We start from the raw sequence: 22,828 nt of genomic DNA on the forward strand, positions 1-22,828 counted from the left end.
AAGCGCCGACCTGTCCGAGGCCTGGCTCTACAGCCATCTGCGAGATCTGCGTCATCTGCGGCCTCATGGTTAGCTGCGGTGAGCGCAAGCTCACAGCTTGAAAGGACCGCATCAGCGGATCACCGCAGCCACAGGTACAGCCATGCCGCAACGGCCGCACCCAGCAACGGGCCCACTACTGGCACCCACGCATAACCCCAGTCGCTCAACCCGCCGATGCGCATCACGGTGTGCATGATGCGTGGGCCCAGGTCGCGCGCGGGATTGATCGCATAGCCCGTGGTGCCACCCAGCGACAGACCGATCACCCAGACGAGAAGCGCCACAGGCAGCGCACCGATGGAACCGAGTCCGATGGCGACCTCCCGTTCATCGCCCAGATCCAGCGTAGGCCCCACCAGGAACAGCACGGTGAACACCAGTACGAAGGTGCCCACAGACTCACTGATCAGGTTGCTGAGCGGCTTGCGGATGGCCGGGCCGGTGGCGAAGCAGGCCAGCTTGGAGGCCTCGTTGCGTGTGGCCGCGAAGTGGTCCTTGTGCGTGAGCCACACGAGGAAGGCGCCGAGCATGGCACCGATCATCTGCGCCAGCACATAGCCGGGCACAGCCTCCCACGCGAATTTGCCGGTGATCGCCAGTGCCACGGTTACCGCCGGGTTGAGGTGCGCGCCACTGAACGGCCCCGCCACCACCACGCCCACGAACACGGCCATGGCCCATCCGGTGGTGATCACGATCCAGCCCGATGCATGGCCTTTGGTGCCTTCCAACAGGGTGTTGGCCACCACGCCGTTGCCCAGCAGTATCAGCAGCATGGTGCCGAGAAGTTCAGCGGTGAAGGGGGTCATTGCTGGCTGGAACGCTTTCGTTGGGGACTGACATTTTTCGCTGCTTGGTGATCACTGCTGTCCGATGTCTTATGTCCAATGCAAATGCCCTCGTCCATCGGGCATTTGCATTGGACATCGGACAGCCGTCATCGGACACCGTCTACTTGCATTTACGTTCACTGATCCCATTTCCGCACCCCATTCACCGCACGTTGCCAGCGTTGGATCTGCTGTTCAGTAGTTACCTCATCGGCAGCTGGTTCAAAGCTGCGGTCGGCGGTCCATTGCTCCTGAAGGGCCTCGATGCTGGGCCAATAGCCCACAGCAAGTCCCGCGAGGTAGGCGGCACCCAGCGCGGTGGTCTCGATGGATGCCGGGCGCACGATGCGCGAGCGCAGCAGGTCGGCCTGGATCCGCAGCAACAGATCGCTGGCGGAGGCGCCCCCGTCCACGCGAAGCTCGGTGCAGGGTGTGTCCGCATCGGCCTCCATGGCCCGCACGATGTCATGCACCTGGAATGCGATGCCTTCGAGCGTGGCGCGTGCGATGTGCGCATCGGTGGTGCCACGCGTGATGCCGAGGATGGCGCCCCGGGCATGTGGATCCCAGTAGGGTGCGCCCAGTCCGGTGAGGGCGGGCACGAAGACCACGCCATCGCTGTCCGGGACGGTGGCGGCCAACGTGTTGATGTCGGGTGAGGCATCGATCATCTTCAATCCATCGCGCAGCCACTGCACGGCCGCACCGCCCACGAACACGCTGCCTTCCAACGCGAAGGTGGTGTGCCCCCCGATGGTCCAGCCCACGGTGGTGAGCAGTTGGTGCCGCGAGGCGACGGGCTTGTCGCCGGTGTTCATCAGCAGGAAGCAGCCGGTGCCGTAGGTATTCTTCACCATGCCGGGGCGTGTGCACAACTGTCCGAAAAGCGCCGCCTGCTGGTCGCCTGCGATGCCCGCGATGGGGATGGCGGCGCCGAAGCGTTCGGGGTCGGTGTGGCCATATAGCTCGCTGCTGGGGCGCACTTCGGGTAGCATGACGCGCGGCACGTCGAAGAGCGCGAGCAGCTCATCGTCCCACTGCAGGGATTGGATGTTGAAGAGCAGCGTGCGGCTGGCGTTGCTGGTGTCGGTAACGTGCAGCTCCCCTCGGGTGAGTTTCCACACCAGCCAGCTGTCCACCGTGCCGAAGCAAAGTTCGCCGCGTTCGGCGCGATCGCGGGCGCCGGGCACATGGTCCAGGATCCACCTCACCTTGGTGCCGCTGAAGTAGGCGTCGAGCACCAGGCCGGTCTTCGCGCGGATCAGGCCGGCATGGCCTGCGGCCTTCAGTTCATCGCAGAACCCGGCGGTGCGGCGGTCCTGCCACACGATGGCGTTGTACACGGGTTCTCCCGTGGCGCGGTCCCATACCACGGTGGTCTCGCGCTGGTTGGTGATGCCGATGGCGGCGATGTCCGCACCACCCAGTCCGCGTTTGGCCAGCACCTCGGCGGCCACGGAAACCTGCGAGGACCAGATCTCCTTCGGATCATGTTCCACCTGGCCGGGCTTGGGAAAATGCTGCGGGAAGTCGCGTTGCACCACATCCACGATGCTGCCGGCGCGATCGAAGAGGATGGCGCGGGAGGAGGTGGTGCCTTGGTCGAGAGCGAGGATGTAGGGGCCTGGCATGGGAGGGATGAAGATGGGGAAAGGATGGGAACCCAAATGAACGTTCAGCCCCGGATACAAGAGAGGCGCCTGGCGGCGCGGTCGAATTGCAGCCGCAGATGGCGCAGATGACGCAGATGAATGCACTGATGTACCGGGCAAACAGCTGTATCAAATGAGGATCCCATCTGTGCTATCTGCGCCATCTGCGGCCCCAAGCATTTCCCAAGGCGTCATGCAGGAGGCGTCAAGCGTTCATCCGATAGCCCGCGGCGAGCGCAGCAAAGGTGGCAAGCTGCTCCGCGACCCACGCTTCATCCTCGCCAAGCTCATGGGCCATCAACAGCGCCACCTTAGGTGCGGAATCACTGGCCGCTCGTGCATCAAGGAAGAGCAACCTCACACGACGCGCCAGAACATCCTCCAACGTACTGGCCATCTCGAAGCGAACGGCATAGACCACCTCTGCCAGCGTGTAAGGGAAGGTTGGATGCAAACGTTCGGACAACGATGGATCTGCTTGCATCATCGAACGGATAAAGGCCGCATCGCTTCCGTAGATCGCAAGATGCCCCTTGGCATCCACGGCCCCTGCGGGCTTGCCATGGATGGGCAGCTGCGCAGTATTGCATGGCCCGGCCTTCAACCCGAAGCGTGCCATCGCCTGGTCGAGCACATCCTCGGCCATGCTGCGGTAGGTGGTCCACTTGCCACCGATGAGCGAAACCAACCCGCTGTCCGAGACCAGCACCCGATGCCCGCGCGAGATCTCCGATGTGCGCTGGCCTTCGCGCTGTTTGGCCAGGGGGCGGAGACCGGCGTACATGCTGAGCACATCGGACCGCAAGGGTGGGCGAACGAGGTACCGGCCCACGGTCTCCAACACGAAGGCGATCTCCTCTGGCAAGGGCTTCGGCTCCTCGCTCACCCCGGCCACGGGGATGTCCGTGGTGCCCACCACCAGCTTGTCCTGCCAGGGGATGGCGAAGAGCACACGGCCATCGGGGGTGCGCGGGATCATCAGCGCGGCATCGCCGGGCATGAACGAACGGTCCAGCACCAGGTGGATGCCCTGGCTGGGAACGATGTGGTCGCGCGTATCGGAGCTGTCCATCGCCAGCACCGCGTTGGTGAATACACCCGTGCAGTTCACCACCACCTTGGCGAGAATGGTGTGGCGCTTGCCATCGAGCGCATCCTCCATCACCGCGCCGATCACCTTGCCTTCATCATCCTTCAGCAGTTGCACCACCCGCGCATGGTTGAGCACACAGGCGCCGTGCTCCACAGCGGTGCGGGCCAGTGCCACGGCGAGGCGTGCATCATCGAACTGGCCATCGTGGTAAAGGATGCCGCCGCGCAGTCCTTCCGAGGTGATGCCTGGCAGGTGCTGAAGTGTTTCCGCCTTGTTCAGCATCCGTGTCCGGCCCAGGCTGAGCTTGCCCGCCAGCAGGTCGTACAGGCCCAGGCCGATGCGGTACCACGCGGCCTCCCACCAGCGGTAGCAGGGGATCACGAAGGCTTGGTCGTGGCATAGGTGGGGGGCGTTGCGCAGCAGGCGGCCGCGCTCGCGCAGCGCCTCGCGCACCAAGCCGACATGCCCCTGCGCCAGATACCGCACACCACCATGCACCAGCTTGGTGCTGCGGCTGCTGGTTCCCTTGGCGAAGTCATGCGCTTCCAACAACACCGTGCGCAGGCCGCGTGCGGCGGCATCCACGGCCACACCAAGGCCGCTGGCACCACCACCGATGACGAGGATGTCCCAGGGACCTTCTGCATCGCGCAAGGTTCTGAGTTGAGCGGGTCGGTCCATGGCAGTGCTACTTCACGCCCATGCCTCGCCGGTACACCAGGTGGTACACCAGCGCCACGAAACCGCCGCCACCCACGATGTTGCCCAGGATCACCGGCAACAGGTTGGTGAACATGCCCTGCACGGTGACGCTGCCACCCGAATCGAGCAGGAGGCCCATGGGGATGAGGTACATGTTGGCCACGCTGTGTTCGAAGCCGGCCGCCACGAAGGCGGTGATGGGGAACACGATGGCCAAGGCCTTGTCCACCACGGTGCGCCCGGCGTAGGTCATCCACACGGCGAGGCACACCAGGGCGTTGCAGAGAATGCCACTGAAGAAGGCGGTACCGAATGGCAGGTCGCACTTGGCCGCAGCGATGCGCACGTAGCTCTCCCCCACCGCGCCATCGGCCATGGCGGCATGACCGGAAAAGTGTACCAGTGCCGCGAGACCGGCCGCACCCACGAAGTTGGACAACAGCACCACCGTCCAGTTGCGCAACAGTTCTCCCGTGGTGATGGCACGATCGGCCCAGGCCATCACCAGCAGGTTGTTGCCGGTGAACAGTTCGGCACCGGCAACCACCACCAGCAGCAGCCCCAGGCAGAAGACCAGACCACCGAGCAGGCGTGTGGCCGCGAAGCCGAGTTCGATGTCGGCCGCCACGATGTTGTAGAAAAGCGCGCCGAACCCGATGAAGGCGCCGGCGAGAAAACCCAGCACGGCCAAGGGTGCAAGTGATAGTCGCGCCTTTGTGACACCCACACGCTGTACACGTTCGGCGATCTCACGCGGCGAAAAGGCGTCCGATCCGAAAAGGGGTGGCTGCTCCATGGTCGCGGCCACAAGATCGCACGCGTATCGATCGTCCGTTGATCGCCGACCCCGATCTTTCCGACCCATGCTCGCCGACCGACTCCTCGAACATGTCCTCTCCTTCTCCCTCAAGGACACCAAACTCCCCAAGGGCATCGGCGTCCTCGACCCCTTCAATGGCGAGCATGCCGAAGAGGTCGGCCGCATCGTCACCGCCTTCCACCGCAAGTACTACAGCGATGACAGGCCACGCACCCTGATGCTCGGCATCAACCCCGGCCGCCTGGGCGCGGGCAGCACAGGCCTCTCCTTCACCGACACGAAACGCTGCGAAAGCGACTTGGACATCCCAGTGAACGGCCTGCGCACCCACGAGCCCAGCAGCGACTTCTTCTACCGGATGATCCGCGCGGCAGGTGGACCCGAAGCGTTCTACAGCCAGGTCTACGTGCACGCCGTGTGTCCCCTGGGTTTCGTGCGCGATGGCCTGAACCTGAACTATTACGACGACAAGGCGCTGGAGAAAGCGGTGACACCCTTCGTGGAACAGTGGCTGCGCACACTTGTGAAGTGCGGCATGCGGACGGACACCGTGCTCTGCATCGGCACCGGGAAGAACGCGGCCTACTTCACCAAGCTGAACGACCGGCTGGGCTTGTTCGACAAGATCATCGCGCTGGAGCACCCCCGCTATGTGATGCAGTACAAGGCGCGGAGCATGGAGGTGTACATCGGCAAGTATCTGACGGCGTTGGAAGGGGCGTGAACTTTTTCACCTGTCCGATCCTTGTACGACCAACCCATGCGACCTTGAGAACCCCTGTCGTGTGCCTTGCCGTTCTTGCCCTGGCCGGCTCCTTGAACGCCCAATCCCTCCGCATCAACCTCAATGGCGGCTACGTGTTTCGCGACCGTTTCCCCATCTACACCACACAGGGCGCCGTGGAGGCCGCCATCGTGGAGGCCCCGGTGTTCGGCGGCGGGCTGGAATACCTGGTGAACCCGGACTACGGCATGGAGTTGTACTACCTGGGCATGCCCACCGAAGGGCGGCTGCGCAGCGGGTCCTTCCGGTATGCCGAGCAGGTGATGGTGAACTACATCATGGCTGGTGGCTTGCGCTATGCCCCTTTCTCGGAGAAGGTGAAGGGCTTCGGCGGGGTGAGCCTGGGTATGGCCCTGTTCGAGGGCGAGACCGTGTCGCGCGCGTATGCGGCCTGGGGCCTGCGCGGAGGGGTGCTCATCAATGCCACGGACCGCATCGGTCTGCGCATCGGAGCCCAACTGCACAGCCCCATCGAGGCGGTGGGCGGCGGCCTGTACATCGGCACGGGCGGCACCGGTGGCGGCGTGCAGACCTACAGCACCATCTACCAGTTCGGCTTCACGGGCGGGTTGGCGATCGCATTCGGGGGCAAAGACGTCCAACGGCCTTGAAACGCCCTCCGCTACATTCGGGCACCTCCACCCAACGCACATCCCATACCCTCAGCATGCACAATTTGAAGCTCTCTCTGGCCGCCCTGATGTCCCTGGCCTTGTTCGCCTGCGCCCAGCCGGAGCGGACCAAGGAGTCCCCGACCCTGGTGCACGACCACGGCCATTCGCACGATGCCGGGGAGGAAGAGTCCCCGGCCGCCCCAGCACCGGCCCCTTCCACGCTCATCACCAACGTCCGCATCTTCAACGGCGTGAGCAGCACCCTCTCCGCAGCGAGCAACGTGCTCATCGTGGGCAACACCATCGCGCGCATCAGTTCGGAGGCCATCGACGCGGAAGGTGCACTGGTGATCGACGGAGGTGGACGCACCCTGATGCCGGGCCTCATCGATGCGCACACCCACATCATGTTCTCCACCCTGCCGCAGGTGGCCATCCTCACCAGCGACATCGGCTTCGTGAACCTCGCTGCGGGCAAGGCGGCGAACGAAATGCTCATGCGTGGATTCACCAGTGTGCGCGATCTGGGTGGCCCCATCTTCGGACTGAAGAAGGCCATCGACATGGGCATCGTGGAAGGACCGCGCATTTGGCCCAGTGGCGCGTTCATCTCCCAAAGCGGCGGGCACGGCGATTTCCGACTGCCCAACGAGATCCCCGCCAAGCCGGATGACTTCTCCTACGGCGAAAAAGTCAACGCTGCGGCCATCGCCGACGATCCCGCCTCGGTGCGCAAGCGCGCCCGGGAACAACTCATGCTCGGCGCCTCACAGCTCAAGCTCATGGCCGGTGGAGGCGTTTCCTCGGTGTACGATCCGATCGACGTGACGCAGTATACCGTGGAGGAGATCCGCGCCGCGGTGGAAGCCGCCGAGAACTGGGGAACCTATGTCACCGTGCATGCCTATACGCCCCGGGCGGTGCAACAATCCATTGAGGCGGGTGTGAAGTGCATCGACCATGGCCAGATGCTGGACGAGGCCACCGCACGAACCATGGCGCAGAAAGGGATCTGGTGGAGCTTGCAGCCTTTCGTGGAGGATGGCCGTTCACCCTTTGCGGAAGGCACGCCCAACCGCATCAAGCAGCAGAAGATGTATGCAGGCACGGACCAGGCCTATGCATTGGCGAAAAAGCATGGCATCAAGACCGCCTGGGGTACGGACATCCTGTTCAGCGCGGCGAACGCCAAGCGGCAGAACGAGAAGCTGACGCTGATGACGCGCTGGTATACCCCGGCCGAGGTGCTGCGCATGGCCACCAGCGTGAACGCGGAACTCCTCGCCCTCAGCGGCGAACGCAGCCCCTATGCAGGCAAGCTCGGTGTGGTGGAAAATGGCGCCCTGGCCGACCTGCTGCTGGTGGACGGCGACCCGCTGGCGGACATCTCCATCCTGAGCGACCCGGCAAAGAACCTGGTGCTGATCATCAAGGATGGCCGCATCGTGAAGAACGGCCTTTGATCGGCATCCACCATCTCAAAGGAACGCCCCGGCCTTTCGGACCGGGGCGTTGGCACGGAAGACGGAGGCCGATCAGATCGGCTTGCGGAACAGGTAGCGGGTGATGAAGATGCCCGTGCCGCCCTTGCCTTCAGCGGCGCTGTTCACACCGGTGACCACCGTGTGCAGTTCCCAGCCATCGTTGACGTAACCGTTGATGGTCTCCACGATGACACGGTCGTTGTTGGCGATGTTCTTGAAGTTGATGCCCACCATGCTGTAGAAGTTCAGCAGGTCCTTGCCCACCTCCTGGTCGCCCTGGTCGCTGATGATGACACGCGAGCGGCCGACGCCACCGGGCACGACGCTTTCGATGGTGCTGAACTGACGATAGGTGTAGGCTTGTGGGGCAGGCGGCTGTGGGCGGAAGCTGTAGCCGAGGAACATGGCCAGGGGCAGGGAGGCGCCCAGCAGCAGGGAGCGTAGGTTGACGGTCATGGTGGTTGGTCTGTTTTGTGTTTGGATGTGGGCCGAAAGCGGCACGTAACTTGGCGGGCCGCTGGTCAAAGTAAATGCCAAACCCCATGGAACGTTCCGCCCTCTTCCTCATCCTGGCCTTCGCCGCCTCCGCCCTGCAGGCCCAGACGCAACTGCGCATCACCAATGTAACCGTCACCGAGAAAGGCAACGTCCTCACCGGACAGGACGCCGTGGCCCAGGTGCGCGGCGCCGAGGGTGACGACCGGGTGACGCTCTTCGACCGCGACGGCATCCGCGTTCGCACACAGGCCCGCATCCGCACCCACAGCAGCAACCGCAGCAGTGTGAAGGAAAGCGCCGTGTACGTCACCTTCGAGCTGCGCCTGAACATGGACGGCAAGGAGGACCGCCGCACCGTACAGAAGGTCTTCTATGGCGAGCAGGAGCGCACCACCCGGGTCACGGAGAAGTACACCATGAAACGCGGCATCGACGTGCGGGTCATCACCGTGAGCTTCGACGCCACCCTGGAATAGGGGCGCGGTGATCGGCTCCCCGGCTATCTTGGGGCCATGGAACCGAAGCGCCTGCATGACATCCCCGAGTACCAGCTCGCCCATTTCCCCAAGGACATCGCCATCGCCACCAAGGAGGGTGGTGCTTGGAGAGGGTATTCCACACAGGAACTGATCGATACCGCCGAGCGCATCGCCTTGGGCTTGATGAAGCTGGGCGTGGCGCCTGGTGACAAAGTGGCCATCGCCAGTGGCAACCGCAGCGAGTGGTGCCTGGTGGACCAGGCCGTGCTGCGCATCGGCGCCATCGGCATCCCCATTTACCCAACCAGCAGCGCCGAGGACTACGCCTATGTGCTGCAACACTCGGAAAGCAAGGTCATCTTCAGCGCGAACGCGGAGATCCACGCCAAGGCCGCGGCCGCCCACCCGCAATGCCCCGGGTTGGGCCACCTCTTCACTTTCGATCGGGTGGAGGGGGCCCGCCATTGGTCCGAAGTGCCCGCCCTGGCCGAAGCATCCGACCGCCCCACCCTGCAGCGCTACAAGGAGCAGGTGCGGAACGCCGACCTGGCCACCATCATCTACACCAGCGGCACCACCGGCCGTCCCAAGGGCGTGATGCTCACCCACGACAACATCCTGAGCAATGTGGTGGCCAGTGCCACACGTTTCCCGGTGGACAGCCAGGCGCGCTGCATCAGCTTCCTGCCCCTCTCCCACATCTACGAACGGATGCTCATGTACCTCTACATGTACGCCGGCGTGAGCATCCACTTCCAGGAAACGCTGGATGACCTGGGCGACCGCATCCGCGAAGTGGAGCCCGATGTCTTCACCGCCGTGCCGCGCCTGCTGGAGAAGATCTACGACAAGATCGTGGCCAAGGGCGACGCGCTCACCGGCATCAAGCGCAGCCTGTTCTTCTGGGCCCTGGACCTGGGCCACCGCTATGAGGTGCACGGCCGGAGTCCCTGGTACGACCTCCAGTTGGCGCTGGCCCGCAAACTCATCTTCAGCAAGTGGCAGGCGGCCCTGGGCGGCAAGTGCCGCGTGGTGGCCAGTGGCAGCGCCGCGCTGCAACCGCGCCTTGCAAGGGTCTTCAACGCCGCCGGCATCCCGGTGATGGAAGGCTACGGCCTTACGGAATCAAGCCCGGTGATCAGCGTGAACGAAATGGACAACGATGGCCTGCGCTTCGGCTCGGTGGGCCGCCCCATACCCGGCGTGCAGGTGAGGATCGCCGAGGACGGCGAGATCCTGGCCAAGGGACCCAACATCATGGTGGGCTATTACAAGGATGAAGAGATGACGCGCCAGACGCTCGACGAGGACGGCTGGCTGCACACGGGCGACATCGGTGAGATCACCGCCGAGGGTTTCCTGCGCATCACCGATCGCAAGAAAGAGATCTTCAAGACCAGCGGCGGGAAGTACGTGGCCCCCCAGGTGATGGAGAACAAGCTCAAAGCCTCGCGCTTCATCGAGCAGGTCATGGTCATCGGAGAGAACCGCCACTTCCCCGCCGCCCTCATCGTGCCCGAGTTCGTGTTCCTGAAGGACTGGTGCGCGCGGAAGGAGATCCCCTTCGAGAGCCGCGAACAGGCCATCCGGGACCAGCGGGTCATCGACCGCATCTTCAAGGAGGTGGAGGCCGCCAACGAGGGACTGGGCCAGTGGGAGCAGGTGAAGAAGATAGCCCTGCTGCCCAAGGAGTTCGCCATCGACACCGGCGAACTCACGCCCACCTTGAAGTTGCGCCGCAAACCCATCCTGGCCAAATACGCCGCCGAGGTGGAGGCCATCTACCGGGAAGGTTGATACCCTTACTTTTACCCGGGATCAACCTGCAAGCAACATGAGGATAATGGTGACGGCCTGGATGGCCATGGCGGTGGTCTTGTCCGCCGGATGCAGCAAAGAACCCGGCGAGGGCGGAAGAGGCGAGATCCGCGGGCGGGTGATCGAACAACGCTACAGCATGAGCACGCAGCAGCCCGTGGGCCAGCCCTATGCCCTGGCCGACCACCGCGTGTACATCATCTATGGCGACGGACAATACCACGACGATGACGTGCGCACCGGCCCGGACGGCGGTTTCCGCTTCCCCTGGCTGCGCAAGGGCGACTACACGATCTACACCATCTCCGAGTGTGGCCAATTCAACGGCTGCACCTACGGCGTTTACGCACGCGCCAGCATCGGCAGCCGCAAGGATGCGGTGGACGTGGGCGTGCTGAACGTGCAGAACTTCTGAGGATGCGCAGCGGGCAGATACGCCTGGTGGCCGCCTGCATGGCCCTGCTGCCGCTGTTCGCCGCGGCCCAGGAGCGCCTGCGCCCCGGCTTCTCCGACGAGCTCTGGCTAAGTGCCCAGATACGCAGCACCCTGCCCAAATTCCTGAAGAAGCCCCTGGGCGACCACTACAAGAAGCTCCGCATGTCCGGCGAACTGGGCTACCGCTCGGCGGACAACTTCTTCGCCGGCCGACAGATCTACACGGACCTGGCCCTGCGCTACCGCTTCAACAAGCACTTCAACGCCAACATCGAATACCGCTACGCGGACCGTGGCGCCTACCTCCCCAACCGCCAACGCCTGCTGCTGGTGGGCCGCGCAGGCACCGCTGTTGAACGGTTCGACCTGGGCTACCGCTTCATCCAGCAATGGGTCTTCCTGGACCGCGGCCGCACGCGCAACATCATCCGCAACCGGTTCAGCGTCGAATACGACATCCGCAAGTGGAAGCTGGATCCTGAATTCTCCTTGGAGTTCTTCACCCGCACCGATCAGCCACAGGGCTGGAACCATATCGGCACGCGCTACAGCCTGGGCACCTCCTTCTCCCCCTGGAAAGGCCACACCTTCAGCCCGTCCATCATCCACGACCGCGACGCGCGCGTGGCCTGGCCCATGAACCGCATCATGTATTCCATCGACTACGTGGTGGATCTGCGGCGGCTCTGACGAACTTCGCGGCGTATCCGCGACCATGACCCGCATCGTTCTCTTCCTGGCCATCTTCCTAGCGGCGGTCGTCGCGGGGTGGCTCATCCTGCGGCCGTCCGGCGAACTGCCCATCTACCATCCCAGCCAGCTCGATCCCCGCCTGGTGGACCGCGACACGCGCAAACAGCGCGGTGAGCACCACATCATGGATTTCAAGCTCACCGACCAATTGGGCCGCACGGTGACCCTGGACGAGGTGGGCGATCGCATCATCCTGGCCGATTTCTTCTTCACCACCTGCCCCACCATCTGTCCGAAGATGACCGCCGAGATGGCCCGCGTGCAGGAGACCTACAAGCACGAGGACCGCCTGATCCTCCTCTCCCATTCGGTCACGCCCGAATTGGATTCCGTGCCCGTGCTCAAGGCCTACGCCGACCTCCACGGCGCCGACCACGAACGCTGGCGCTTCCTCACCGGCCCCCGCAAGCAGATCTACGCCCTCGCCCGCCGCAGCTACTTCGCGTGCCTGGACGAAGGCGACGGTGGTATGCAGGATTTCGTGCACACCGAGAATTTCGTGCTCGTGGACCCCCAGCGCCGCCTGCGTGGTTTCTATGATGGCACAAGCCCGAAGGACGTCGACCGTTTGATCAAGGATATCCGGATGTTGCTGAAGGAAGTTGAGCGCCCCGATGCGATTCGGGGCGAGATTGGAGTTTGACCATCCTGGAAGAGACCATCGCCAATCCCTCGATCACCTGCGACCACCAACCACCAACAGCCTGCCATAGTTGAAGCCATGCGCAAACTCCTGGACCGCTACTATGGCAAGTTCCGCAAGCTGAAGGCGAGCTACGTACTGATGAACCTCTTCAATCTGAAGAAGCTCCGGCACACGCGGCGCATGTACCGCAAATACGGCATCCACCGCAGCGTGCTGCTGCCGATCAACAGCGGCATGCTGCCCCAGGACCCCGGCGAGCGACCCTGGCTGGACACGCCTGAGGGTGTGGCCCGCCTGCCGCAGCATCCCGGACTGGGAAAATTCGATCCCGCTGTGCGAGAGGCCATTCTGCAATGGCCGGAGAACGGCTACCTCGTGGTGCGCGGCCTCTTCAGCGTGGACGAAGTGGCCGCCGTCAACGCCGAGGTGGACCGCCTGATCCGCGACCAGGTGGTGGACTTCAACTTCACCGGCCGCAAGATCATGTTCGCCTTCCACCACAGCGAACTGCTGCGCAAGGCCGTGCATGACCGGCGCATCCTGGACCTGATGGACTTCCTGCTCGGGAAGAGGATCAAGGTTTTCCAGAGCATCAACTTCCTCACCGGCAGCGAGCAGGCCGCGCACAGCGACAGCATCCACATGACCACCTACCCGCTGGGCTACATGATCGCCGCGTGGATAGCGCTGGAACCCATCACCGCCGACAACGGCCCGCTGATCTACCACCCTGGCAGCCACAAGCTGCCCTACCTGCTCAACGACAAATACGACCACGGTGGCGACCGCTTCACCATCGGCGACGACGCCTACGCCCGCTATGAAGAGGCCGTTGCGCGCACCATCCGCGAGGGCGGCTTCCCCGCCAAGGAACTGCACGCCCAACCCGGTGATGTGCTCTTCTGGCATGCCAACCTTCTGCACGGCGGCAAGAAAATGAGCACACCCAATGCCTCCCGCAAGAGCATGGTCATCCACTGCTTCGCGGATGATGTACTGTGCTATCACGAGCTGACACAGCGGGCGGCGATGATGGAGGAGGACCACTGAGGGGCGATCTTCGCACCCGCCTTCTCCGGCAGCCTTGCATGAACCTGCTCTCCGTCGAACGCCTCGCCAAGCACTACGGCCCCCGCCAGCTCTTCCAGGATCTCTCCTTCGGGTTGGAGAAGGGGCAGAAGACGGCCATCGTGGCGCGCAACGGCAGCGGCAAGAGCACCCTGCTGAAGTGCATCGCCGGAGTGGAGACCCCGGATGCGGGCATCGTCACCTTCAACAAGGGCATCCGCACAGGCTACCTGGACCAGCACGTCCAAATGACCTCCGCCCGCAGTGTGGTGGATGAGATGCTGGACCGCGACGATCCGGTCTCCGCCGCCATACGCGCCTATGAGCACGCCGTGGCGCAGGGACTCGGCGGCAAGGCCCTGCAGCAGGCCATAGACCGCATGGAGGAGTTGCACGCCTGGGACCATGAGGCACGCGCCAAGGGACTGCTGCACCGCTTCGGGCTGCGCGACATGGAGCAGCCCGTGAACACCCTCAGCGGCGGCCAGCAGAAACGCCTGGCCATGGCCAAGGTGCTGATCGACCTGCCCGATCTGCTGATCCTGGACGAACCCACCAACCACCTGGACCTGCCCATGATCGAGCAGCTCGAGGAGGAGTTGTCCACCCAGGGTCTCACCCTCCTGCTCGTCACCCACGACCGTTACTTCCTGGACAACGTCTGCGATGAGATCATCGAACTGGAAGGCGGGGTCATCACCCGCTTCAATGGCAACTACTCCTACTACGTGGAGAAGAAGGCGCTGCTGGATGAGGTGCGCGATGCCACCCAGCACCACCTGCGTGGCTTGATGAAGCGTGAACTGGAATGGGTGCGCAAGATGCCCCGCGCGCGTGGCACCAAGAGCAAGAGCCGGCTGGACAAGTTCGAGGACATCAAGGCCCAGGCGACGCGCCGCTTCGACAAGGAGGATGTGAAGCTGGAGGTGAAGACCGACCGCCTGGGCGGCAAGGTGATCGAAGCCCGCAACCTCACCAAGGCCTTCGGCAAGCCGGAGGATGGCGACAGGTACAAGCCGATCGTAGCGCACTTCAACTACTCCATCAAGAAAGGCGACCGCATCGGCATCGTGGGACCCAACGGCATAGGCAAGAGCACCTTCATCGACCTGCTCACCAAGCACATCGAACCCGATATGGGCAAGGTCACCATCGGGGAGACCGTGGCGCTCGGCACTTTCGGGCAGCAGGGCCTGCGACTGAAGGAGGACCAGCGCATCATCGAGGTGGTGCGCGACATCGCCGACGTGATCCCCCTGAACAAGGGCCGCACGATGACCGCCTCACAGCTTTTGGAGCGCTTCCTCTTCGACAAAGAGCAACAGTTCCAATACGCGAGCACCCTCAGTGGCGGCGAACGGCGGCGGCTCCACCTCTGCACCGTGCTGATGCGCAATCCGAACGTGCTGATCCTCGACGAGCCGACCAATGACCTGGACATCCCCACGCTCAACGCACTGGAGGATTTCCTCATGGACCTCGATGCCTGCCTGCTCATCGTGAGCCACGACCGCTTCTTCATGGACAAGCTCTGCACGAAACTGCTGGTCTTCGAGGGCGAAGGCAGGATCAAGGAGTGGGTGGGCAGCTACACCGATCTGCGGGAGATCCAGAAGGCGAATGCCGCAAGGCCGAAAAAGACCGCGCCCGAACGTGCCCCGGAGACTCGCGCGGAAGCCCCTTCAGCGAAGAGCACAACGGTGACCCCGAAGAAGAAGCTCACCTACGCGGAGCGCCTGGAACTGCAGCGCATCGACAAGGACCTGCCCGGATTGGAGAAACGCAAGGCCGAACTGCTGGCGATCCTCTCCGCCGGCGGCACCGACCACCACGCCATGATGGAGAAGTCCATCGAACTGGAGCGCATCATCAAGGACCTGGACCGGATGACGGACCGGTGGTTGGAATTGAGTGAGCGGGCAGGTTGAAGATCGTCGCGGACCATTGGCGCGAACCAAGGTCCGAACCCGCGACCTACAAGCACCAGCGGCCCCTGGTCAGAACTTGGCGCAGGGCACGATGCGCCGCTTGGACATCGAGCGTTTCTTGTGCTGCTGCGCCAGCTCATAGCCCAGCGTCAGTTCATGCGCACCACCGGAATGACCGGCCAACCGGGAGATCGTCACATCATGGCTGTAGCCGATGCGCAGATCGTTGACGATGACCCCCACGAGCACCGCGACCGCGTCGTTGTTCATGTAGGCCTGCTCGTAACGCTTCAACAACGGTAGCCCCCGGTACCACAGCCCGGCGAAGAAGGGCTGCCGCTCGAAGTAGGCGCCGATATCCAGCTGGTCGTACTTCTCCTGTGCCCTGTAGTTGAAGGCGAACACGATGCTCTGCGCATGCTCGCGGATCACCGGGCTCCGAAGCTCGGTGCGGTAGCCGCCGTGCATGCTGAAGCGGCGCGGTATGCGCGCCTCACCATACAGCAGCGATTGGTTCGGCCGGTTCAGGTGGTGCATGGCCACCCCCAGCCACATCTTCGGGGTGAAGAAGAGCAGGCCCGTGCCCATGTCGGTGTAGGAAACGCTGTGGCCGTTGTAGGACTCGAAGGTGCCCACATCACCACCGCGCACAAGCTGGTCGCCGAAAACGAGCCGCGAGTAGTCCACCGCATGGTTCACCCAGCCGAACTGCAGCGCCGGGCGTAGGAAGACCTTGCGCTTGAGTTCGATCTCGTAGGCGTACTGCGCTGTGACGCTAGTGTAGCGCAGACCACCACTGCCGGCCTTGTCGTGGTTCACCAGCAGGCCGATGCCGCTGTTCACCTCGGGCATGTAGTGGTCGAAGGCGAAGTTGCCCGTGACGAAGCTGCCCGGCATGCTCGGCCATTGGTCGCGGTAGGCCAGGCCGAATCTGGTCTGGAGACCCGTGCCCACGAAGGCCGGGCTGATGTACGTGGGCACGGCATAGAACTGCGTGAACTGCGCGTCCTGCGCATGGAGCGCCAGGGCGGACAGGCAGCAGAGCACCGTGCCAACGTGGCGTTCAATCATGCCTGGTGAGGCTTTGTTCCCCGCGCGTGAGCAGGATGTCCATGGGAAGCTCCCGCGTGCCGTTGATGGTGCGCGCGTGCAACTCCATGCTGCGCGTGGCGAAGCCCGGCGCCTCCACGGTGAGGCTGTAGCGCATGCCCGGGGTGAGCACCAGCAGATAGCGGCCGGTGCGCTCGTTGCTGTTGTACACGCCCTGCAGTTCCTCGCTCTTCGGGTCGGTCACCACGATGCGGGCCTTCACCGGTTCCTCGGCGGTATCGGTCACGACGCCGCGCACCACCAGATAGTCCAGCTGGCTGCCGGGGAACTCCACCTGGTAGATGTCCTGCATCCCAAGTCCGCCAGGGCGTTCGGAGGAGAACCAGCCGGTGAGGCCGTCCTCGCTCAGGCAGAAGTAGATGTCGTCATTCACCGTGTTCAATGGATAGCCCATGTTCTCCGGGATGCTCCAGCCGTTCATGTCGGGATCGGTGAGCACGGTCTTGAAGATGTCGTAACCGCCCATGCTGTTGTGGCCCTTGCTGCTGAAGAAGAGCGTGACGCCATCGCTGTGGATGAAGGGCGCGTCCTCATCATGCGCGGTGTTCACATTGGGTCCCAGGTTCAGCGGCAGGCTCCATTGCCCGTTCGGCAGGCGCCTGATGCGGTAGATGTCCCGTCCGCCGTAGCCTCCGGGCCGGTCGCTCGTGAAATAGATCTCATCGCCGCCGGGCGCGATGCTCGCGCTGGGTTCGTGGTGCTTGGAGTTGATGCGGTCCGTGAGCAGCATCGGCTCGGTCCATTTGCCGTTCGTGTACTCCGAGCCATACAGGTCGCCGCTCACCAGGTTGGGATGCGTACGATAGATGATCATCGACCGCCCGTCCGGGCTCAGGCCCACCGTGGCGTCGTGCATGGCGGTGTTCAGCGGTCCGCGCACATTCACCGCGTTGGTCCACTCGTCGTCGATCCGCCGCGCCATCCAGATGTCCTCGAACCATTGGCCGCTGCCGTCCTTGCGTTCGCCCGTGGTGCCGCGCCGGCGTGAGGTGAAGTACATCGTGTTGCCGTCCGCAGTCACCAGCGGACAGTAATCGTGCGCGGGCGAGTTTACCATGGGACCCAGGTTCCGGATGCGCACGTCGATCGGTTCGCGCACCAGGGCCTTGGCGTTGACGGCATGGCCGATGCGGTGGTCCACCTCGGCGTCGCGCACCGCGCGCCCATGAAGTTGCTTGTAGCTACGCAGCAGGTCCACGGATTCATCGAAGCGCTGCTGGCGATGGCGCGCGAGTCCCAGTTCATAGAAGGACTCCAAATGCCCCAGCCGCATGGCATGCTCGAAGTGTGGCACCGACTTCTCCTTCTGCCCGGGGATGTTCACCAGGCAGACTCCCATCTCGTGGAACACCTCCGCGAAGCCGCTGTCCATCGGGAGCAACCGCTTGTAGATCTTGGTGGCCTCCTCATAGTACCCATTGTTCATCATCAATTTGGCCTCGTCCAGCATGCGGTTGTGCACGCGCTTGTAGTTGCGCTGGGCATATGCCGCCATGGTGGTGGTGATGAAAAGGATGAGTATCAAGTGTCGCATCATGGTCTCAGCGTAAGAGGGTGACATCGCCTTTCAGGATGGTCTCACGGCCATCGCTGAAGCGCGCGAAGCATTTCCAGACATAGACATCCTGCTTGGCGGGCTGGCCGCGGTACCAGCCGTCCCATCCCTTGCGGACATCCTGGGAGACGAAGAGCAGCTCGCCCCAGCGGTTGAAGATCTCCAGGCGATAGGCCTCCACGCCCTCGTACACCGGGAAGAACACATCGTTGTCATAGGCGTTGGCGTCGTAGCTGCCATCGCCCGGTCCCGAACCGTTGGGCGTGAAGGCGTTCGGGAACTGGATATCGCCCGAAACGCGCGTGGTGACGGCACTCTCCAGCAGGAAGGTGTCCGGGCAGTTCCATTGGTTGTTGGCGATGAGCATCACGTCGAACTGGCCCGCCTGCTGGTAGTAGTGGATCGGATTGAAGGTGGTGTAGGTGGTCCCGTCGCCGAAGTCCCAGAACCAACTGGTGGCATTGCCGGAGAGGTTGTACGTGAACACCGGCTGACTGGGTACCACCACCTCGGTGGGCTGCAGCACGAAGTAGGCGATGGCGCGCGGGTGCACCACCACACTGTCCACCTTGGAGATGGTGTGTACACCGCCCTCGAAGCCGAAGGCCGTGAGCGTGACCGTGTAGGTACCGGGCGTATTGTAGGTGTAGGTCGGGCTCTCCGCGACGCTCGTACCGCCATCGCCGAAGTTCCACTGGTAGGTGAAGCCACCAAAGGAGGTGTTCGTGAAAGCCACTGTGAGCGGCACACAGCCCTCACCCGATCCGATGAAGCTGGCGTTGGGCAGCGGAGGCAGGATCTCCACCACCTGCGTCACCGTATCGCTGCAATAAGCGCCGCTCACCACCAGGGTGATCGTGTACTGTCCCCAGCTTCCATAGGTGTGCGAGCCTGGGTTCTGCCCCGTGGAGGTGTTGCCATCGCCGAGATCCCAGGCATAGGTCCAGGGCCCGTTGTTGCTGTTGTTGTTGATGTTCACCGTGGCGTCAGGGAACTGCTGGATGAAGGGCGTGGCCTGGAACGCGGCGAAGGGCGTGGGATGCACATGCACATCCTGCGTCATGACACTGGCACAGCCATAGGGGGAAGTGGCGGTAAGCGTGATGGTGTACACCTGTGGCGCCAGAGTGGTGTTCACGTAGGTGAAGACCGGCTCCTCCGTGACGAAGACGGTGCCTTCGCCCATGCTCCACATGTAGCTGTTGGCGCCCGTGCTGTTGTTGGCGATCTGCACGGTCAGGGGGGAACAACCCACCGTGTCCATGGTGAAGGCGGCCACGACCGGCGGATAGACCTCGATGCTGCTCTGCGTGGTGTCCGTGCACCCGTGGATGGAGGTGGCGACCAGCACCGGGTCGTAGGTCACCGGCTCGTTGCTCGTGTTGGAGTAAATGTGTGTGACATTGCCCGGCGCGGTGGTCTGCGATTGGCCATCACCGAAGTTCCAAAGCATTTGCGCCGCGCCGATCGAAAGGTCCTGAAAGTCCACCGTCAACGGCGTGCAACCCGCCTGCGCGGACGGAATGAACTGTGCAAGGGGTTGCGGCCAGGTGTGTATCACGGCCGCGGTGGTATCGCTGCAACCGAAGGAGGATGTGGCGACCAGGGTGGCGGTGAAGGAGACTTCGTTCAGACCCTGGTTCTGATAGACATGCGTGGGTGAGGTCTCCGCACTGAACTGGCCGTCGCCGAAATACCACTGGTAGGCCGTGGCACCGCTGCTGACATTGATGAAGGGCACGGTGAGCGGTGCGCAACCCGTATCGGGTGCCACGAATGCCGCAGTGACGGCAGGATGCACCTGCACCTGGGCGGTGGCCGTGCTCGTGCAGCCCTGTGTGGTGGTGGCGGTGAGCGTGATCGGATAGGTCACCGTGCCGGGGCCGGCGAAATTGTTCCAAGTGTGGCTGTGGATCGCGCTGTCCACGGTGGAGTTGAGTCCATCACCATAGCTCCAACTGAACATGTCCGCACCGGTGGATCCGTTGATCAGCTGCGTGGTGAAGGCATGGCAACCGACCGGCTCGGCCACGGTGAATTGCGCGGTGGGGTTCGGGAACACCACGATCTGTGTGGTGGCCGTGTCCGTGCAACCGAAGGCGTTGGCGCCCACCATGGTCACCACATAGACCATGTTGTTGGTGGTGCTGTTGAAGAAGGTGTGCGTGGGGCTGGGACCGCTGCCCGAGGCGCCATCTCCGAAGTCCCATTGGTAGGTCACCGCGCCCACCACCGAGGGAAAGGTCACCGTGAGGGGGCTGCACCCGCTGTCTGGCGTGGCCACGAAGGTGAAGTCCGGTGTGGGATAGACCATGATGTTCATGGTCGCCGTGTCGCTGCATCCCGCCGGCGATGTGGCCACCAGGGTCACCGTGTGGATGTCGAGGAAATAGGTGTCGTTCACATAGGTGTGCTGGGGCGACACGGCCGTACTGGTGTTGCCGTCACCAAAGTCCCAGAAAAAGCTGCTCGCACCCGTGCTGTTGTTGGTGAAGGTCACCGCCATGGGCGCGCAGCCCGGCTGGCCGTTGTGGGTGAAGAGCGCATTGACCATCGGCGCCACGGTGATGTCCACGCTGGTGGTGTCGTTGCAGCCGAACGCGGTGGCGACCACGAGCTGCACGGTGAAGGTGGTGTCCGCCGAACCCGTGTTGAGGTAGGTGTAGGACGCGTCCCAGGTGCTGGTGCCCGCGCCGTTGCCGAAGGCCCAGACCGCCTGTGAAGCGCCGGTGCTGTTGTTTGTGAAGGTCACCGTCATGGGCGAGCAGCCATAGGTCACATCCGGCGTGAAGGCGGCCACCGGTGGGGCTTGTACCTGTATCGGCAGGCTGCCCGTGCCGGAGCAATAGGCTGTGGTGGCCGTGAGCGTCACCGTGTAGTCGCCCGCGGTGCCATAAGTGTGCGTCGGTGCGGGTTGGTCGCTGTTGGTGCCATCACCCAGGTCCCATGCCCAGGCGACGATGGGGTTGCCGGGTTCGGTCAACGAGAGGTCCATGAACTGTGAGGGCGAGCCGAGACAGACGTTCTGCGCGCCAATGGTCACCTGCGGTGGTTGGAACACGTGCACCTGCTGCGCCGCCGTGGCGGTACAGCCTTCCTCGTTGGTCACCGTCAGGGTGATGGTATAGGTGCCCGGACTCGTGTAGTCCTGCGGTGGCGGTTCCTCCAGGTCGCTGGTGTTGCCGTTGCCGAAATTCCACAGGAATGCGGTGCCGTTCACCGAAAGGTTGGTGAAGGCCACGGTGAGCTGGTCGCACGCCGCATCGTTGTCCACGGTGAACGCTGCCGTGGGACTGGGCAGCACGGTGATGGTCACGCTCGCGGTATCCGCGCAGCCCGCCGTGGCGCCTTGGATGCTCGCGGCATAGGACGCTTCGTACACGCCCGGCACTTGGTAGGTGAAGGCCTGGCCACCAGCGCCGGTGTTCTGCCAGCCCATGCCCGTACCGAAGTTCCATTGGAAGTGGTTCGCCCCTCCATTCGTGATGGGCGTGAAGTAGACCGTTCCACCCGCGCAGATGGTCGTGGGGTTCGCCGTGAGCGACACGGTGGGCGGCGGCACGATGGTGATCTGGATGAAGGCCGTGTCGATGCCACAATAGTTGCTGTCCAACAGCATCACCTCATAGGTGCCGATGCCCGGGTAGGCGATCGTGTAGGGGAAGGTTGGTGGCCAGGGCGTCCAGTCGATGATGGAATCCTGCCCCAAGCCCCAGTAGTCGCCGAAATTCCAGTACTCGAAGCGCTGGAAGATATTGCCCTGCTGGAAACAGTTGCGGTAGGTGGTGTTCAGGTAGGTGACCTCATTGTCCGGCCAGCAAAGCAGCGTGGCACTGGGGGTGATCGCCGCATCGTCGATGTCCCAGATGCGGATGGGATTGAAGGTGGCCACACTGGCGCCGCCCTGCAGCATGTTGCAGGTGTTCTGCGCGGTGAGCGTCACAGTGGTCTCACAGTCCACCGTGCCCTGCTCGTACATGTGGGTGATGGTCTGCAGCCAGTTGGTGTGGTCGAAGGTGAGTGGCGGTGAACCGTCGCCGAAGTCCCAGGTGAAGACCGTGTTGGGCGAAACGTTGGTGCTGCTGTTGATGAAGTCCACCGGATGCGGGGCGCACACCTGGGTGAGTCCGCCCACGGGGATCTGGATGGAGGCGCTGGTGCTCTGCTCCATGGTGAGCGTACCGGTTACGACGCAGCCGGTGGCGGTCTCCGTGAACGTGATGGTGTAGGTGGCCACGGCGGCGGGGTACACATGGCTCACCGACATGGGCGGCATCAGGGCCGCGCCATTGTGCAGGGGGCTGCCATCCCCCCAGTCGATGGTGTAGGCACCCACGGTCTGGGGCGTGGCGATGAGCAGGGTGAAATTGGTGCCGGAACAGCTGTACCACTGGGGCGTGGGCGAAGGCACCCCGTAATAGTCGTAGAGCAGCGGGCATTGGGCCTGGGCACCACCCAGCAGGGCCACCACCGATAGGGTGGCCAGGGCCCTGCGCGTGTCCATCCAATGCTTTCCC

General features: G+C 63.5%; 18 protein-coding genes. 10 read left to right on the forward strand and 8 right to left on the reverse strand.

Features of this window, described 5'->3' with window-relative positions; translation table 11 throughout:
• Positions 1–119: 119 nt before the first annotated feature.
• The 4 genes from KIT10_07150 to KIT10_07165 all read right to left on the reverse strand — a co-directional run bounded on the left by KIT10_07150 (position 120) and on the right by KIT10_07165 (position 5,115).
• Entirely contained in the window at positions 120–851 is a 732-nt protein-coding gene (locus KIT10_07150; GenBank protein ID MCW5899031.1) for an aquaporin family protein, read from the reverse strand.
• A gap of 158 nt (positions 852–1,009) precedes the next feature.
• Positions 1,010–2,503, reverse strand: coding sequence for a glycerol kinase GlpK (gene glpK, locus KIT10_07155; GenBank protein ID MCW5899032.1), 1,494 nt, complete (start codon positions 2,501–2,503; stop codon positions 1,010–1,012).
• Between the two features lie 226 nt (positions 2,504–2,729).
• Entirely contained in the window at positions 2,730–4,298 is a 1,569-nt protein-coding gene (locus tag KIT10_07160; protein MCW5899033.1) for a glycerol-3-phosphate dehydrogenase/oxidase, read from the reverse strand.
• Positions 4,299–4,305: 7 nt separating this feature from the next.
• On the reverse strand, positions 4,306–5,115 hold the full coding sequence (locus tag KIT10_07165; GenBank protein ID MCW5899034.1) for a formate/nitrite transporter family protein: 810 nt from the start codon (positions 5,113–5,115) through the stop codon (positions 4,306–4,308).
• Between the two features lie 67 nt (positions 5,116–5,182).
• Here KIT10_07165 and KIT10_07170 point away from each other — a divergent pair, with 67 nt between their 5' ends.
• From KIT10_07170 to KIT10_07180, 3 genes are read left to right on the forward strand one after another with little or no spacing between them, the layout of a single operon-like run.
• On the forward strand, positions 5,183–5,863 hold the full coding sequence (locus KIT10_07170; protein ID MCW5899035.1) for a DUF4918 family protein: 681 nt from the start codon (positions 5,183–5,185) through the stop codon (positions 5,861–5,863).
• Between the two features lie 44 nt (positions 5,864–5,907).
• The gene (locus tag KIT10_07175) at positions 5,908–6,534 is read left to right on the forward strand and encodes a hypothetical protein (protein ID MCW5899036.1); all 627 of its coding nucleotides are present in this window, start codon (positions 5,908–5,910) and stop codon (positions 6,532–6,534) included.
• Positions 6,535–6,590: 56 nt separating this feature from the next.
• A complete protein-coding gene (locus tag KIT10_07180) occupies positions 6,591–8,000 on the forward strand; it encodes an amidohydrolase family protein (GenBank protein ID MCW5899037.1) in 1,410 nt (469 codons plus the stop codon).
• A 72-nt stretch (positions 8,001–8,072) separates the two neighbouring features.
• On the opposite strand, the gene KIT10_07185 is transcribed toward KIT10_07180, so the two are convergent.
• Positions 8,073–8,426 carry a hypothetical protein gene (locus tag KIT10_07185; GenBank protein ID MCW5899038.1) on the reverse strand — a complete coding sequence of 118 codons (354 nt, stop codon included), beginning with the start codon at positions 8,424–8,426 and terminating at the stop codon, positions 8,073–8,075.
• 137 nt (positions 8,427–8,563) lie between these two features.
• Between KIT10_07185 and KIT10_07190 the strand changes: the two genes are divergently transcribed.
• The 7 genes from KIT10_07190 to KIT10_07220 all read left to right on the forward strand — a co-directional run bounded on the left by KIT10_07190 (position 8,564) and on the right by KIT10_07220 (position 15,646).
• The gene (locus KIT10_07190) at positions 8,564–8,995 is read left to right on the forward strand and encodes a hypothetical protein (GenBank protein MCW5899039.1); all 432 of its coding nucleotides are present in this window, start codon (positions 8,564–8,566) and stop codon (positions 8,993–8,995) included.
• A 36-nt stretch (positions 8,996–9,031) separates the two neighbouring features.
• Positions 9,032–10,795, forward strand: coding sequence for a long-chain fatty acid--CoA ligase (locus KIT10_07195; protein ID MCW5899040.1), 1,764 nt, complete (start codon positions 9,032–9,034; stop codon positions 10,793–10,795).
• A gap of 37 nt (positions 10,796–10,832) precedes the next feature.
• Positions 10,833–11,231, forward strand: coding sequence for a hypothetical protein (locus KIT10_07200; protein ID MCW5899041.1), 399 nt, complete (start codon positions 10,833–10,835; stop codon positions 11,229–11,231).
• Between the two features lie 2 nt (positions 11,232–11,233).
• Entirely contained in the window at positions 11,234–11,941 is a 708-nt protein-coding gene (locus KIT10_07205) for a DUF2490 domain-containing protein (protein MCW5899042.1), read from the forward strand.
• A 25-nt stretch (positions 11,942–11,966) separates the two neighbouring features.
• A complete protein-coding gene (locus tag KIT10_07210) occupies positions 11,967–12,647 on the forward strand; it encodes an SCO family protein (GenBank protein ID MCW5899043.1) in 681 nt (226 codons plus the stop codon).
• 78 nt (positions 12,648–12,725) lie between these two features.
• Entirely contained in the window at positions 12,726–13,700 is a 975-nt protein-coding gene (locus tag KIT10_07215) for a phytanoyl-CoA dioxygenase family protein (protein MCW5899044.1), read from the forward strand.
• Between the two features lie 38 nt (positions 13,701–13,738).
• On the forward strand, positions 13,739–15,646 hold the full coding sequence (locus tag KIT10_07220) for an ABC-F family ATP-binding cassette domain-containing protein (protein ID MCW5899045.1): 1,908 nt from the start codon (positions 13,739–13,741) through the stop codon (positions 15,644–15,646).
• A gap of 69 nt (positions 15,647–15,715) precedes the next feature.
• Here the strand turns inward: KIT10_07220 and KIT10_07225 are convergent, their stop codons facing one another.
• Genes KIT10_07225 through KIT10_07235 form a run of 3 tightly spaced genes read right to left on the reverse strand, consistent with a single transcriptional unit; the run spans position 15,716 to position 22,815 of the window.
• Positions 15,716–16,717: a type IX secretion system membrane protein PorP/SprF gene (locus KIT10_07225; GenBank protein ID MCW5899046.1), complete on the reverse strand. Its 1,002-nt coding sequence runs from the start codon at positions 16,715–16,717 to the stop codon at positions 15,716–15,718.
• The gene (locus KIT10_07230) at positions 16,710–18,281 is read right to left on the reverse strand and encodes a PD40 domain-containing protein (GenBank protein MCW5899047.1); all 1,572 of its coding nucleotides are present in this window, start codon (positions 18,279–18,281) and stop codon (positions 16,710–16,712) included. The genes KIT10_07225 and KIT10_07230 overlap by 8 nt, the downstream gene beginning before the upstream one ends.
• A gap of 16 nt (positions 18,282–18,297) precedes the next feature.
• The gene (locus KIT10_07235; GenBank protein ID MCW5899048.1) at positions 18,298–22,815 is read right to left on the reverse strand and encodes a PKD domain-containing protein; all 4,518 of its coding nucleotides are present in this window, start codon (positions 22,813–22,815) and stop codon (positions 18,298–18,300) included.
• Positions 22,816–22,828 lie beyond the last annotated feature (13 nt).

The sequence above is a fragment of the Flavobacteriales bacterium genome (assembly GCA_026129465.1).
Taxonomy (GTDB): Bacteria; Bacteroidota; Bacteroidia; order Flavobacteriales_F; family PHOS-HE28; genus PHOS-HE28.

What these genes read in the sequence shown, in the direction of transcription:
- KIT10_07150 (MCW5899031.1), bottom strand. Translation starts at nt 851, where the DNA reads ATGACCCCCTTCACCGCTGAACTTCTCGGCACCATGCTGCTGATACTG.
- glpK (MCW5899032.1), bottom strand. Translation starts at nt 2,503, where the DNA reads ATGCCAGGCCCCTACATCCTCGCTCTCGACCAAGGCACCACCTCCTCC.
- KIT10_07160 (MCW5899033.1), bottom strand. Translation starts at nt 4,298, where the DNA reads ATGGACCGACCCGCTCAACTCAGAACCTTGCGCGATGCAGAAGGTCCC.
- KIT10_07165 (MCW5899034.1), bottom strand. Translation starts at nt 5,115, where the DNA reads ATGGAGCAGCCACCCCTTTTCGGATCGGACGCCTTTTCGCCGCGTGAG.
- KIT10_07170 (MCW5899035.1), top strand. Translation starts at nt 5,183, where the DNA reads ATGCTCGCCGACCGACTCCTCGAACATGTCCTCTCCTTCTCCCTCAAG.
- KIT10_07180 (MCW5899037.1), top strand. Translation starts at nt 6,591, where the DNA reads ATGCACAATTTGAAGCTCTCTCTGGCCGCCCTGATGTCCCTGGCCTTG.
- KIT10_07185 (MCW5899038.1), bottom strand. Translation starts at nt 8,426, where the DNA reads ATGTTCCTCGGCTACAGCTTCCGCCCACAGCCGCCTGCCCCACAAGCC.
- KIT10_07190 (MCW5899039.1), top strand. Translation starts at nt 8,564, where the DNA reads ATGGAACGTTCCGCCCTCTTCCTCATCCTGGCCTTCGCCGCCTCCGCC.
- KIT10_07195 (MCW5899040.1), top strand. Translation starts at nt 9,032, where the DNA reads ATGGAACCGAAGCGCCTGCATGACATCCCCGAGTACCAGCTCGCCCAT.
- KIT10_07200 (MCW5899041.1), top strand. Translation starts at nt 10,833, where the DNA reads ATGAGGATAATGGTGACGGCCTGGATGGCCATGGCGGTGGTCTTGTCC.
- KIT10_07205 (MCW5899042.1), top strand. Translation starts at nt 11,234, where the DNA reads ATGCGCAGCGGGCAGATACGCCTGGTGGCCGCCTGCATGGCCCTGCTG.
- KIT10_07210 (MCW5899043.1), top strand. Translation starts at nt 11,967, where the DNA reads ATGACCCGCATCGTTCTCTTCCTGGCCATCTTCCTAGCGGCGGTCGTC.
- KIT10_07215 (MCW5899044.1), top strand. Translation starts at nt 12,726, where the DNA reads ATGCGCAAACTCCTGGACCGCTACTATGGCAAGTTCCGCAAGCTGAAG.
- KIT10_07220 (MCW5899045.1), top strand. Translation starts at nt 13,739, where the DNA reads ATGAACCTGCTCTCCGTCGAACGCCTCGCCAAGCACTACGGCCCCCGC.
- KIT10_07225 (MCW5899046.1), bottom strand. Translation starts at nt 16,717, where the DNA reads ATGATTGAACGCCACGTTGGCACGGTGCTCTGCTGCCTGTCCGCCCTG.
- KIT10_07235 (MCW5899048.1), bottom strand. Translation starts at nt 22,815, where the DNA reads ATGGACACGCGCAGGGCCCTGGCCACCCTATCGGTGGTGGCCCTGCTG.